Origin of the sequence: Acidovorax sp. (assembly GCF_016783915.1) — a bacterium.
GTDB lineage: Bacteria > Pseudomonadota > Gammaproteobacteria > Burkholderiales > Burkholderiaceae_C > Acidovorax.
Genome location: NZ_JADHVT010000002.1, coordinates 98065 through 111427, shown reverse-complemented (window position 1 = coordinate 111427; position 13363 = coordinate 98065). Strand labels below are relative to the sequence as shown.

Here is a 13363-nt window from a genome sequence, read left to right as displayed (position 1 = left end):
ACCAGCGCACGCAGGGCATCCTGCACTTCTATACCAACGCCAAGGAATTCGACGGCGCCCTGGGCCCGGCCGAGCAGATGCGCGCCCTGGGCTGCGAGCGCCAGGTCATCAGCGCCGATGAGGCCGTGCGCATCGAGCCGGCCCTCGCCCACATCCGCCCGCAGCTGGCGGGGGCCACGTTCACGGCCGAAGACGAGTCGGGCGATGCCAACCAGTTCACGCGCGAGCTTGCCAAGCTGTGCGAAGCAGCCGGCGTGCAGTTCCGCCTGGGCCACCACGTCACCGCACTGCGCGAGGTGGCTGGGCGCATTGACCATGTGGAAGTGACCAATGCAGAAGGCCGCTTCGAGCGCGTGCGCGGCGATGCGTTTGTGCTGGCCATGGGCTCATTCAGCCCGCTGCTGGCCCAGCCGCTGGGCATCCACCTGCCCATCTACCCCGCCAAGGGCTACTCGGTGACCATGCCGGTGAAGGACGCGAGCAAGGCGCACCAGGTGAGCCTGACGGACGACGAGTTCAAGCTCGTGTTCTCGCGCTACACCAGCGAGCGAGGTGACCGCCTGCGCATTGCGGGAACGGCAGAACTCAACGGCTATGACCGCCACCTGAACCAGGTGCGCTGCGACGCCATCGTGCGGCGCGTGGAACAGCTCTTCCCCGGCGCGGGCGATGCCACCCAGGCGCAGTTCTGGACCGGCCTGCGCCCCGCCACGCCCAGCAACGTGCCGCTGATCGGCAAGACCAAAGTAGCCAACCTGTTCCTCAACACTGGCCACGGCACGCTGGGCTGGACACATGCCTGTGGCTCGGGCAAGTCGCTCGCGCGCATCGTGAGCGGCCTGGCGCCCGAGGTGGACTTTGACTTTGCCGGGCTGGCACGGGGCGACGCACCTGCACTGCTCAGTGCGCAAGGCGCGCGCTGAGCACACCACTGCGATACTCCGTTTTTTATAGCTGCTAGCGCTTATGCAGCAAGCGCTACAGCCCTAAATCACCTCAACCCCCTCCACAACCTGCGCACTCTGCGCGCCGGGCAGCGAGCGGGAGTGCCTGCAACGCGGCGGCCGCACCACACTTTCCGGTGGCAAAAATGGGGGCTGTCGCCACAGGTTCTTACAATGTCCCGTTGATCAACTCCCAAGGGCGCGCAAGGCGCCCTTTGTATGGAAATAGCAATACTGTTCGCCCTCATCTGTCTCAACGGCCTGTTTGCCATGTCAGAGATCGCTCTGGTCACGGCCCGCAAGGTGCGGTTGCAAAAGCTGATTGATGAGGGCGATAGCGGCGCCGCCGCTGCCGTGAAGCTGGGAGAAGACCCCACGCGTTTTCTTTCCACGATCCAGATCGGCATCACGTCGATCGGTGTCCTGAACGGTATCGTGGGCGAGGCCGCGCTGGCCGCGCCGCTGGCCTCATGGCTGGAACGCCTGGGGGTGCCATTGCCCTACGGTGGCTATGCAGCCACCGGCCTGGTGGTGGTGCTGATCACGTACTTCTCCATCGTGGTGGGTGAACTGGTGCCCAAGCGCATCGGCCAGTCGTACCCCGAGACCTTCGCCCGCCTGGTGGCGCGGCCCATCAACTTTCTGGCGCTGGCCACCAAGCCCTTTGTGCTGCTGCTGTCCACGTCCACACGCACGCTGCTGCGCCTGATGGGCGTGAAGGAAACCAGCGGCAGCCCGGTGACTGAGGAAGAGATCCACGCCATGCTGGTCGAAGGCACCACCGCCGGCGTGATCGAGTCGCACGAGCACACCATGGTGCGCAACGTGTTCCGCCTGGACGACCGCCAGATCGGCTCGCTGATGGTGCCGCGCGGGGATGTGGTGTGTCTGGACATCGATGCCCCGTTTGAAGACAACCTCCAATGCATTGAAGAGTCCGACCACGCACGCTTTCCAGTGGTGCGCGGCGGCATGGACAACATTCTGGGCGTGATCAACGCGCGCCAGTGGCTGTCCCGCACCTTGCGCGACAAGGCGCGTGGCAGCCTGGCCGACCAGCCACTGCAGACAGCGCTGTATGTGCCCGAGACCATCACGGGCATGGAGCTGCTGGACAACTTCCGCCTGTCCGACGTGCACATGGCCTTTGTCATCGACGAATACGGCGAGGTGCAGGGCATCGTGACGCTGCAGGACCTCATCGAGGCGATCACGGGCGAGTTCCAGCCGCGCGACCCGGAGACCTCGTGGGCGCTGCAGCGCGAGGACGGCAGCTGGCTGCTGGACGGCCACATCCCCGTGCCCGAACTGAAAGACCGCCTGAACCTGGACACCGTGCCCGAGGAAGAGCGCGGCCGCTACCACACGCTGAGCGGCATGATCATGCTGCTGACCGGTCGCCTGCCCAAGGTGACCGACACGGTGCAGTGGGAGGACTGGAAGCTCGAGGTGGTGGACATGGATGGCAAGACCATCGACAAGATCCTGGCCACGCGGCTGACGCCCGAAGAAAAAGCCGAGTCCGACGAGAACGGCGCGGGCTGACCGGCGTTGACGATGGCGGGGGCTGCTGCGCCAGCCAGCCCCCTCGTCTACATCAGGACGGTGAGGGTTCGCCGTCCACAAACACGGTCAACACGCCGGTGTAGCCGTACAGATGGTGGTGGGCGATCTCGCCGCCCGCAAAAAAACCGGCCAGTGGCACATCGCCCAGCGCATGGCGCACGATCTGCAGCTCGGCGCTGGGCCCACCAAAATGCGGCCCGCCCCGGCCCGAGCAGCTCACATAGATCGCGCCGCAAATGCGCCGCCCCATCTGGGGTTGCGCTCCAGCATGTCCGGCAACGCCCGGCGCTGCGGCCAGCTCTCCTGGCGCGCCGGACGCCACCATCGGCGCGGGCTCCAGCTCCTCGGGCGATAGCTCTTCGCGGATCTCGGCGCAGATGCGCATGAGGTCCGCCCGCGCGGCAGCCACGTTGCGCTGGCAGAACGCCAGGTGCATGCCGGGCTCCACATGGTCGGCCAGGGCCACGCCCCGGCGGGAGCCGTCCAACCCCAGAATATGGCGCACGCGCGTGTCGGTGCCAAAGTGGCCGGTGCGACGCTGGCCCTGTGGCTGCTCACCCGCACTGACCAGCCCCGCCAGCGTGGCGCGCACCTTGCGCAGCGCGGGCTGCGGGTCGCCACCGTCGAGCGAGACCTGCAGCGTATCGAGCAGCACATCCAGCGCAGGCTCGCCATCCAGCGCAAGCACCACGTTGTCCTGCGCGGCAGTGATGGTGTGGAGTGCGCCTACGGGCTGGCAGCCCTGCGTGACCCTCGACACCAGCGACACACCTGCGCCAAACGCCACGCCCGAGAGGCCGCCGTCAAACACCCCGCTGGCACCGCCCTGCCCAGCCATGTTGCCGTCGCCGCCCACGGCAAACTGCACGCTGGCCGTGCGGCTGGCGCTGAGGCCACCAAACAGGTAGCCCGTGTCAGTGCGCGCCGCCATCTCGGTCAGCAGTTCGGCCAGTTCCGGCGTGTGGCCGTCGGCATGCACCAGCGCCGTGTGGGCCACAAAGCCTGCGCCGGCATGCGGCGCATGGGCGGGCAGCGGCGCCACGCCAGAAAACACGCGGTACTGGTCGGAGGGCACATCCAGCAGCATGACCGACAGCGCGGGCTCGTCAAAGTATTCGGCGTTGTTGGCCGACACGCCAACGCCCACGGTACCGCTCCAGTCGGTCACCTCGGGCAGTTCACTGCTCAAGTAGTCGAGCAGCGCCTGGGCCTCGTTGGCATAGTGGTCGGTGATGTACAGCAGGCCCAGGGTGGGCGCCGATGCGTAGTCGGGCAGCGCCATCTGGGCGCGCAACTGCGCCAGCACCAGCGCAGCGGCCATGCGCCACTGCGGGTGGGTGGCATGACCAGTGGGGAATAGTTTCATGGTGATGATCTCCATGCCGGGGCGGGGGTGGGCCAGTGTTGCGCCACCTGCGGGTTGCCACACCCGCCCCCGCCTTGGCGTCAGCCCGCTCGCTTGCGGGCGGCCGGGCTGCGGGTGCTGCTGGCCTTTTTGGCGGCGGGTTTCGTGGTGGTTTTGCGGGCTGCGGGCTTCTTGGCTGCAGCGGATTTTTTGGCAGTGCCCGCTGATGATGCTGCAGCGCGCTTGGCACCGCCCTGCATGGTCTGCATGCCCTTGGCCGCGAACTGGCTGGCCATGCCGGTCGCCGTTTTGAGCGCTTCCTTGGCCAGGCCTGTGGCCATATTCTTGGTGGTGTCGATGGCCGTCTGCTTGGCCGCGTCCTTCATGGCGTTGGTGGCGATCTGCTGGAACTGGCTGGTGAGCGCCCCCCACCACTGCATCGGGTCCACCACCGCAGGCTCGGCCGCAGCCGTTGCGTTGCCCTTGGCTTTGCCTTTGGCCGGTGGAGCGGCGGGCTCAGCGTCATCGGCCTCTTCCTCGGACTCGTTGGCGGCACTGGCGCGGCCCGTCACGCGGGCAGCAGCGCCAGCCATAGCCTCGGCGGCGCCACTCACGGTATCGGCAGCCTTTTGCACACCACTCATCACAGTGTCGGCCGTCTTGAGCTTGAAGGCGTTGGCCACATCGCCCATGCTGAAGTTCATGCCCTTGAGGGTGGCCAGGGTCATCTTCTGCACCTCCAGCGCCTGGATGGTGGCAGAGAGTGCACGCGAGTTCTGCTCCAGCCAGAACTGCACGGCCTTGAGTTCGTCGATGCGCTTTTCCAGCTCTTCGACGCTGATGGTGGGCGCCACCCAATTGCTGAGGTTGGGCAACTGCGGAATGCTGCTGGACGCCCCCTTGGCAAGGCTTTGCAGAAAGTCAAAACCGGGGACGAATTTGCCGAAACCGAAGTTGGATGTGTCGCTCATGGCCGCTCCGCAAGAGATGGGTCGTGAGAACCTGCTGAAGGTTCTGAGGAGTCACAGCTTACTCCAATGCGTTGCGCCCGCGAAGGCGCTACGGCGGCTGTCACCTCAGTGTTTATGCCCATCCATCATGCTGCCCGCCGTAGCGCCTCCGGGGGCTGCCGTGCCCACGGGCACTGTGAGGTTGAGCTTGCTTTCCACGCCCTTGGCGTCCTGGAACACCAGGGTGATGGGTACCGAGCTGTCCTTGGCCAGGGGCGCCTTCAGGTCCAGCAGCATGACGTGGTAGCCGCCGGGCTTGAGTTCCACCGTCTTGCCTGCGGGCAGGTCCAGCGCAGGCACGGCGCGCATCTTCATGATGTCGCCTTCCATCTTCATCTCGTGCACTTCGGTGAGTCCCGCAGCGGGCGACTCGGCGCGCACCAGGCGGGCGCCGTCCTTGGCGGTGAGGCGCATGAATGCGCCCGTGGCCTTCTGGCCCTGCACGCTGGCGCGTGCCCAGGCGCCTTCGACCTTGACGGCGGCAGTCTGCGCCCATGCAGGGGTGCTGAGCAGTACGGCAACGACGGCTGCAGTGTGAAGAAGTGTTTTCATGGTGACTATCTTTCGGTTGGCTCAAAGAAAAAGGGATGGGGGACTGGGCCCGACTGTCAATGATTGTGGGCAGTGGCGCCGCCGGTGGGCAGAATCTCCAGCGCTGCCGCAGGGGACTTCAGGTCTGACAGCTTCTGGCCCGCCTTGGGCACCTCGGTCCAGTCGTTGCGGCCCTCGGTGCAGACCTGGCGCACCGGCCAGTACACAGTGCCGGCCTGCTCCGGCGCCTGGGCGACCAGCACAAACTCGTCGTAGTGAGCGCTCTGCAGCATGTCCTCCGGCGTCTTGGCTGTCCAGGTGATGCGCACCACGTCTTCGGTGATGCTGCGGCCGTGGCTGCTGTAGGGCTGGGCCAGCTTGTCGCGCTGCACATCCAATGCCCAGCCCGGCTTGGGCATGGGGCGCGCACCGCGCATGCCTGCGGGGATGTCCACCACGACCTGCCGCGTGGGCGACGCGCCGCAGCCGTGGCCGACCTTGAACGCGGCCTTGTAGCTGGCGCCGGCCGGGGCCACTTGGTATTCAAGCACCACATGGGCAGATGCAATGCCAAACAAGGCTGTAGCGCTAGTCAAACATGCGGCAGCAGCTATCTTTTTCATAGTATTCAGAGACATGGGATATTTTCCTTTCAGAGGCTTACCTTCAGCTCGGCCATGTAGCTGCGCTGCGGGTAGGGGTGGAAGTTCCAGAACTGGTAGTTGTTGAGGTTGTCGATGCCCACGGCGGCGCTGACCGCTTTGGTGATCTGGTAGCGCACGCGCACATCGGTGGTGAAGTAGCGGCTCGCGCCCTGGTAGGCAAAACCGTTGGGGTCACTGTTGTCGAGCGTGCTGTACTGCTTGCCGCTGTAACGCGCGCCCAGGGTGTACGACCACTTGTCATCGGGCCGATAAGTGGCCACGGCAGTGGCACGCCACTCGGGGATGCGGGGCTGCCACTTCCCAACACTGGCGGGGAACTTGTCGTTTTTGGTGATCTTGGAGTCCGTCCAGGTCAGGCTGCTGCCCAGCTCCAGTCCGCGTACGAACACATTGGCGGCCTGGTACGACAGCTCAATGCCACGGGTAGCGATGGCGTCCACGTTCTGCACATTGGTCACATTGGGCGTGACGAGCACATTGGTTTGCGAGTAAAGCGCGTCCTTGGTGCGCTCAAAGAAAGCCGTCAGACGCAGCAAGCCGTTGCCCAAGTCACGCTCCGCCGTCAGCTCGGTGGTCCAGCTCTTTTCGGGCCTCAGGTTGGGGTCGTTGTTGATGAGTGTGCCGCTGCCGCTGATGCCGCCCTGGTACAGCTCGGCCACGGTGGGCATGCGCACGGCGCGGCCGGTGGAGGCCTTGAGCACCCACAGCTCATTGGCCTGGTAGGCCACGGCAGCCTTGGGCGACAGATAGGTTTCGTTGCGCTCGGGGTGGCTCAGCGTGTTGGTGGCGTTGCCCGTCTGGCCGTTGCTGGCGCTCCAGCGCTCGGCGCGGGCGCCCAGCACGGCTTTCCACCGTGGCGCGATCTTCCAGGTGTCTTGCGCCCACAGGCCAATGAGCTGCGTGTCGCCGTTGAAGGCCTGGTTGCGGGCGCCTGCATCACCGCTGATCCAGTTGCTGGTGGCGTTCTCTATGGTGCGCAACCTGTAGCTGTCGCGCTGCAGGCCAAAGTCCACGATGTGCGTGCCCTGCAGCCCATCGGGCCGCCAGGTGCCCTTGGCGGCCAGCGTGTTCCAGCCCGTGCCCTTGCTGTTGACGATGCGCCCTGCCCCACCGTTCAGCGCGGCAGGCAGCGCCACGGTAGCGGCGCGCAGGGTGTCGGTCTGGTAGTCGTACAGGCTGGCGGCCACCTCCCAATCAAACACGCCCTGCGTGCGGCTCTTGACCGACAGACCGTGCATGAAATGTGTGAGGTCTTCGTTGGACACATTGAAGTCCGTGGGCGCGAGCGCAAATGAGCGGCCATTGATGTTGACCGTGCCGCTGTAGACCGCATTGCCATTGGCATCGCGCAGGTAGCTGGCGGGGCGCCCCTCGGATTCGTTGTGCCACCAGCCGAAGGTGTAGGCGGCGCGCACGGTGGGCGAAAAGTCGTAGGCGATCTTGGCCTTGATGTGGTCTTGCTGCGTGTGGTACTGCGTGGCGGTGCCCAGCAGGTACCAGGGCTGGTTGCTGCGGTTGTTGCCCAGCACCGCGCCCGTCACCGGCGTGCCTGCATTGCCCACGGTGCCTGCAGACACCAGGCGCGTGGGGAAGGTGAGCGGCTGGCCTTCGCTGTCCGTCTTGTTGAAGTTGAGGAACCAGGACCAGTCGCCATTCTTGTTGCCCACGGAGGCGCTCACCTGCTTGCCGCCGTAGGTACCGCTGGTGTTGTAAAGGTCAAAGGGCTGGTGCTGATAGCTGACCTGCCCGTGCGCCTCGAACTTTGTCGGCATGCGCGTGACGTAATCCACCACCGCACCCACCGAGTTGCCTGCGTAGGCGGCCGAAAACGGGCCGTAGAGCACGTCCACGCGCTCAATTTCTTCCGGCGTGACCAGCATCCAGCGCGGCGCGTTGGTGGGGCCGTTGCCCAGGTAGTTGCTCAGCAAAATGCCATCGGCAAACACCATGGACCGCGCCGGGTTGCCCGTGCCCGAGGCGCGGGTGGACAGCACGGCGTGGTTGTAGTCGCCGATGTAGCGCTTGCGCACCAGCAGGCTGGGCAGGTACTTGAGCGCGTCTTCGCTGTCGGTGGCGTTGATCGCATGCTCGATCTGCTCACGCGTCACGCCCTCGATGGTAGTGGGGATCTGCGTGGGCAGCGAGGTGGGCTGGCCGCCGGTGATGGTAACCACGCCCAGTTCCTTGACGGGGGCGTTGGAGCCAACACCGGTGCTGTCAGCGCTCTGGGCGAATGCGGGCACGGCCCAGATGACCGTGAAGGTAAGGGCGAGGGGAAAGGCACTGGCCACGGCCAGCGCCATGCGGCTTTTGCGCATGGAAACTCCTGAAAATCAAGCCAAATAGGCCGCCAGCGCAGATAAATCATGCGCCAGAAGCTATCGAATCAATAGCAATCTCAGGAGATAACTGGAGGCCCGCGCGGCGGCAGCGGAGCGGCAGTGCGCGCAGCAATGTGCGCGGCGGGGATGGGGCGCAGGGCATGCGCAAGGGGGTGCGCCACAGGCAGCTGGGCCTGCGATGCGGGAGGGGGGGCGCCCACCTGGGCGCACAGCGGGCAGTCCAGCGTGTGGCCGGACACTTCCTTGGCGCCGTCGTCCGTCTTGACCAGTACCTTGATGGCGCCCGAACCCGAACAGATCAGCTCCATCGCCTGCGGATTGACCAGCGGCGACGCTACCGCCACGCCGATCGACAACACAAACCACGCCAGCACAAGGCGGGCGAGCCAGCGAAGGCTGCGAATGGTTTGCAGGGAGGGCATGGGTGCGGATTGTAGGGGGCCTGGGTGGGCAGTCCTTGACCGGGGTCATCTGCGCGACGGACTGCGCCCCCGCCCCCACCTAGGATGCGTGCTGCATTCACCACCACAACGGAGACAACACCATGCTCACACTCTGCGGCTTTTCGGCCAGCAACTACTACAACAAGGTCAAGCTTGCCTTGCTCGAAAAGGGCCTGCCCTTCACCGAAGAACTGGCCTGGGTGGGAGAGACCGACCGCAGCGCCAGCCCGCTGGGCAAGGTGCCCTACCTGCGCACACCCGAGGGGCCGCTGTGCGAATCGGCCGTGATGGCCGACTACATCGAGGCAGCCCACCCGCAGCCAGCGCTGATCCCTGCCAACCCCTACCAGGCCGCCAAGGTGCGCGAGCTGATCACCTTTCTGGAGTTGCATCTGGAGCTGGTGGCACGCAACCTGTATCCCCAGGCTTTCTTTGGCGGAACCGTGAGCGACACCACCAAGGAGAAGGTGGGAGCGCAGCTTGAGAAAAACATTGCCGCCTTCGGCGAGCTGGCCAAGTTCAGCCCCTACGTGGGCGGCGACGCCTTCACCCTGGCCGACTGCGCTGCCATCGTGCACCTGCCGCTGGTCAGCTCGGCCACCAAAATCATCTATGGCCGCGACTATCTGGCCGACCTGCCGGTGCGCGAATACCTGGCCCGCATGGCCGAGCGCCCCCACGTGCAGCGTGTGAACGCTGACCGCAAGACCAACACCGCCGAGATGCTGGCGCGGCCGCCCAAGCGCTGAGTCCGCCCAGCGGTGAAAACAGGGAGGCGGGCACGGAGCGCCATCCCTTGACCTTGGTCAACGCAGGGCATGGCGCACAGGCGCACCATGCAGGTATCCGATCACCCAGAGGAGACCCCGCATGGACAAGACCCAAGCCGCACCGTTCCTCCAGCAATTGCTGGCCCAGCAATCCGAGCTGCTGGCCCAGTTGGCCGCACAGCGCGGCGGTGTCATCGGCCGCGCAGAGGCCGCTGCCGACCATTTCGGACAACCCGAAGACCCCCGCGCCCAGGTCGCCACCGAGCGCGAGCTGGAATTTGCCCTCGACGAACGCGAAACCGCGCATCTGGCAGCTGTCGAGGCTGCCCTGGCCCGCATTGAAGCAGGCACCTATGGCGAGTGCACGGACTGCGGTACCCACATCACGGCCGCCCGCCTGCACGCTACGCCCGAGGCGGCACGCTGCGTGCACTGCCAGGAAAAGGCCGAACAACACCGCCGAGCTGCGTGAGCAGAGTTCGCGCATACAGGCCATTTCCTTTCCCGTTTTTGCCACCACTTCAAGAAAGCCGACCCATGAGCACTTTTCACGCCGTTGTCTGGATGGACCAGTCCGAAGCCCATGTGGTGATGTTCGACCGCGAACACGCCGAAGCCCAGCGCATCAAGTCCCGCAGCCACCACAAGCACCAGGGCAAGGCCGACGACCTCACGCCGTTTTTTGCCGATGTGGCCCAGGCACTCACCCACACCCGCGAGGTGCTGCTGGCAGGCCCAGGCCTGGTGCGCAACCAGTTCCGCGACTGGGCGACCAAGCACCATGCGGCAGTGGCCGATGTGGTGGTGGACTCGGTGGCCGCCGACCACCCGACCGACGCCCAGCTGGTGGCCATGGCGCGCCAGTATTTCAAGAAGTTTGACAACATGGCCGCCGATCCGTCTGTCGCCTGACAGGTTCAGCGCTGCGACCGGAACACAGCCCCGGCTGCTATCCTTTGCAGGATGCGCAGCCTCTTTCACCTCGCTTTTCACGTCACCGACCTGGACGCCGCCCGACGCTTTTACGGCGGTGTGCTCGGATGCCAGGAGGGCCGCAGCACCGACACCTGGGTGGACTTCGATTTTTTTGGTCACCAGATCTCGTTGCACCTGGGCATCCCGTTTGCCAGCGCCCGCACCGGGCATGTGGGCGACCATCTGGTGCCCATGCCGCACTTCGGCGCCATCCTGGAGCTGACCGACTGGCATGCACTGGCCGCACGGCTCAAGGCCGCCGGCACCGCCTTTGTGCTGGAACCCCAGGTGCGTTTTGAGGGCCAGCCCGGCGAACAGTGGACGATGTTCTTCCACGACCCCAGCGGCAACCCGATCGAGATCAAGGGCTTTCGCTCGCTGGACGCGGTGTACGCAGCGTGAGCTACACCTTCGCGTCAGCCACCATCCTGCTCCTGCTGATCACCGATCCGCTGGGCAACATCCCCATCTTTGCCAACGCGCTGCGCGGCGTGGCGCCCGAGCGCCGGGCGCGGGTGATCCTGCGGGAGGTGCTGATTGCGTTTGCGCTGCTGCTGGTGTTCCTGTTTTTTGGCGCTGAGTTTCTGCGGGTAATGAACCTGAGCGATCTGTCGCTGCAGATTGCGGGCGCGGTGGTGCTGTTCCTGATCGCACTGCGCATGATCTTTCCGTCGGCGGACGGACCGCAAACAGAGCTGCCAGGCGAGCCGTTGATCGTTCCTCTCGCCATCCCTGCCCTGGCAGGCCCGTCGGCACTGGCCACGGTCATGCTGTTGGTGGCCCAGGCGCCGGAACGCCGGTGGGAATGGGTGGCCGCGCTGTGCGTCACCATGGCCGTGTGTGCCGTGGTGCTGCTACTGGCCGAACGCATCCAGCGCCTGGTGGGCGAACGCGTGGTGATGGCGTTTGAGCGCCTGATGGGCCTGATCCTGGTAGCTATCTCGGTGGAGATGCTGATCCGGGGGATCAAGCAGCTGGCCCACCAGCTGTAGCCACCGCCTGGGGCACCGCGCCAGGGCGATCGTGTGCATGGCGCCGCTGACAGCGCTCCGCACCACCATATCGCGACATCCGCTTCAGCGGCGCTGAAGGATCGGCACGGTCCCCAGAGCAAACACCGAGTTGGGCACGTTGACCCGCGCCATCAACGGGCGGGGCTTGTGCGCCAGGGGCAACTTGGTGCGCGCAGCGGGGGTCTTCTCCTCCACGACAGCACCCTGCTCCAGCGCCTGGGTGACCAGGTCCTGCAGCGTCACCGACTGCAGGTATTCCATCACCCGGGAATTGAAGCTGGTCCACAGTTCACCGGTCATGGATTTGACCTGGGCGGCCTGGCTGGGCCCCAGGTTCTGCAGCTCGTCGGTCTTGAGGTTCTCCACCGCCAAGATGATTTCAGCCACCGATACCTGCTCCGCGCGCCGCGCCAGCGTGTAGCCGCCACCGGGCCCCCGGGTGCTGTCCACCAAGCCGGCGCGGCGCAGTGCGCTGAACAGCTGCTCAAGGTAAGACAGAGAAATCCCCTGCCGTGTGCTGATGGTGGACAAGGGCACCGGCCGCATCTTCTGGCGCAGTGCCAGGTCGGTCATGGCGGACACCGCCAGCTGTCCTCGGGTCGTGATACGCATCGTTGCTACTCCTTGTGAACACAGGCAGCTCCAGACCGCGGCGCAGATCGCCACGGAAGCTGCCAAACGTCAATGTAGAGAGTTTTATACTTCGCGTATATTCGTTTTATTGAGTTTTATTCTTCGAATTACACGAAGTGTTGGGACGGTATGAACTTCAAGCACCTGCGCTATTTCTGGACGGTGGCCAAGGCAGGCGGTGTGATGCGCGCCGGTGAGCAGCTCAACACCACCCCGCAAACGCTGTCCGGCCAGATCAAGCAGTTGGAAGAATGGCTGGGCCACGACCTGTTCCGCAAAAGGGGGCGCGGCCTGGAGCTGACGAGCGAGGGACGGGTGGCCCTGGGGTATGCCGAGCAGATCTTTGCGCTGGGTGACGAACTGGAAAAATCGATCCGGCTGTCGCGCGGACAGGAGAAGCCACTGGAGTTCCGGGTGGGCGTGGCCGACTCGATCGCCAAGTCGGTGGCCTACCACCTGCTGGAGCCTGCGCTGGGTATGCCCCAGCGCGTGCACATGACCTGCCACGAAGGCAAGTTTCCAGAATTGATTGCGCAGCTGAGCCTGCACAAGCTGGACTTGGTGCTGGCAGACGAGCCAGTGTCCAAGAAAATCGGCGTCAAAGCGTTCAACCACCCCCTGGGCACCAGCAGCATGAGTTTTCTGTGCGCCCCGGCTTTGCGGGCGCAGCTGGATGGGCCCTTCCCAGAATGCCTGCACGGTGCGCCCATGCTCATCCAGGGCCCTATGTCGTCCGTACGCCAGCAACTCGACCACTGGCTGAACAAGCACCACCTGCAACCCCGTCTGGTCGGTGAATTTGACGACAGCGCACTGATGAATGCTTTTGGCCGGGAAGGCCGGGGTATCTTCACATCCCCCTCCGTGCTGGATGAGGAGACCACTGCTCAGTTTGGGGTAGAGGTTATTGGCCGCTCCTCAGACTTGGTGGAGGAGTTTTTCGCGATCTCCATCGAAAGGCGCATCACACACCCTTGTGTGGTGGCCATCACCAAGGCCGCCAAGGCGGATCTGTTTGGACGGTGAGCCTGTCGAGGCCCGACACCACCTTCCACAGGACAAAACAATTGTCGCCGGACAGGTCTGCTCGTCCACCCACTGACCGTGGACCAAGAGCACAAACAAA

General features: G+C 65.0%; 15 protein-coding genes. 8 read left to right on the top strand and 7 right to left on the bottom strand.

Annotation, left to right across the window (positions count from 1 at the left end; all coding sequences use genetic code 11):
* Together ISS20_RS01195 and ISS20_RS01190 are read left to right on the top strand one after the other, a co-directional pair.
* Nucleotides 1-923: FAD-dependent oxidoreductase (locus ISS20_RS01195; protein ID WP_291432933.1), on the top strand; the 923-nt coding region annotated here is incomplete at its 5' end.
* 240 nt (nt 924-1163) lie between these two features.
* Nucleotides 1164-2489, top strand: a complete 1326-nt coding sequence (locus ISS20_RS01190; RefSeq protein ID WP_291432931.1) for a hemolysin family protein — start codon at nt 1164-1166, stop codon at nt 2487-2489.
* Nucleotides 2490-2541: 52 nt separating this feature from the next.
* Here ISS20_RS01190 and ISS20_RS01185 read toward each other — a convergent pair whose 3' ends face one another.
* The 6 genes from ISS20_RS01185 to ISS20_RS01160 all read right to left on the bottom strand — a co-directional run bounded on the left by ISS20_RS01185 (nt 2542) and on the right by ISS20_RS01160 (nt 8825).
* A complete protein-coding gene (locus ISS20_RS01185) occupies nt 2542-3876 on the bottom strand; it encodes an FIST N-terminal domain-containing protein (RefSeq protein WP_291432929.1) in 1335 nt (444 codons plus the stop codon).
* A gap of 80 nt (nt 3877-3956) precedes the next feature.
* Nucleotides 3957-4826, bottom strand: a complete 870-nt coding sequence (locus ISS20_RS01180; RefSeq protein ID WP_291432927.1) for a PhaM family polyhydroxyalkanoate granule multifunctional regulatory protein — start codon at nt 4824-4826, stop codon at nt 3957-3959.
* A gap of 105 nt (nt 4827-4931) precedes the next feature.
* Entirely contained in the window at nt 4932-5417 is a 486-nt protein-coding gene (locus ISS20_RS01175) for a copper chaperone PCu(A)C (RefSeq protein ID WP_291432925.1), read from the bottom strand.
* Nucleotides 5418-5473: 56 nt separating this feature from the next.
* A complete protein-coding gene (locus tag ISS20_RS01170) occupies nt 5474-6034 on the bottom strand; it encodes a YcnI family protein (RefSeq protein WP_291432924.1) in 561 nt (186 codons plus the stop codon).
* Nucleotides 6035-6048: 14 nt separating this feature from the next.
* Entirely contained in the window at nt 6049-8379 is a 2331-nt protein-coding gene (locus ISS20_RS01165) for a TonB-dependent receptor (RefSeq protein WP_291432922.1), read from the bottom strand.
* A gap of 80 nt (nt 8380-8459) precedes the next feature.
* Entirely contained in the window at nt 8460-8825 is a 366-nt protein-coding gene (locus ISS20_RS01160; RefSeq protein WP_291432920.1) for a DUF2946 family protein, read from the bottom strand.
* Nucleotides 8826-8947: 122 nt separating this feature from the next.
* On the opposite strand from ISS20_RS01160, the gene ISS20_RS01155 reads away from it, so the two are divergent.
* From ISS20_RS01155 to ISS20_RS01135, 5 genes are all read left to right on the top strand, one after another.
* Nucleotides 8948-9595 carry a glutathione S-transferase gene (locus tag ISS20_RS01155; RefSeq protein ID WP_291432918.1) on the top strand — a complete coding sequence of 216 codons (648 nt, stop codon included), beginning with the start codon at nt 8948-8950 and terminating at the stop codon, nt 9593-9595.
* 121 nt (nt 9596-9716) lie between these two features.
* A complete protein-coding gene (locus ISS20_RS01150; RefSeq protein ID WP_291432916.1) occupies nt 9717-10088 on the top strand; it encodes a TraR/DksA family transcriptional regulator in 372 nt (123 codons plus the stop codon).
* 65 nt (nt 10089-10153) lie between these two features.
* On the top strand, nt 10154-10528 hold the full coding sequence (locus ISS20_RS01145) for a hypothetical protein (protein WP_291432915.1): 375 nt from the start codon (nt 10154-10156) through the stop codon (nt 10526-10528).
* Between the two features lie 51 nt (nt 10529-10579).
* Nucleotides 10580-10993, top strand: a complete 414-nt coding sequence (locus ISS20_RS01140) for a VOC family protein (protein WP_291432913.1) — start codon at nt 10580-10582, stop codon at nt 10991-10993.
* Nucleotides 10990-11583, top strand: coding sequence for a MarC family protein (locus ISS20_RS01135; protein WP_291432911.1), 594 nt, complete (start codon nt 10990-10992; stop codon nt 11581-11583). The genes ISS20_RS01140 and ISS20_RS01135 overlap by 4 nt, the downstream gene beginning before the upstream one ends.
* 84 nt (nt 11584-11667) lie before the next feature.
* Here ISS20_RS01135 and ISS20_RS01130 read toward each other — a convergent pair whose 3' ends face one another.
* The gene (locus ISS20_RS01130; protein WP_291432909.1) at nt 11668-12216 is read right to left on the bottom strand and encodes an Rrf2 family transcriptional regulator; all 549 of its coding nucleotides are present in this window, start codon (nt 12214-12216) and stop codon (nt 11668-11670) included.
* A 150-nt stretch (nt 12217-12366) separates the two neighbouring features.
* Between ISS20_RS01130 and nhaR the strand changes: the two genes are divergently transcribed.
* Nucleotides 12367-13263: a transcriptional activator NhaR gene (nhaR, locus tag ISS20_RS01125; protein WP_291432907.1), complete on the top strand. Its 897-nt coding sequence runs from the start codon at nt 12367-12369 to the stop codon at nt 13261-13263.
* Nucleotides 13264-13363 lie beyond the last annotated feature (100 nt).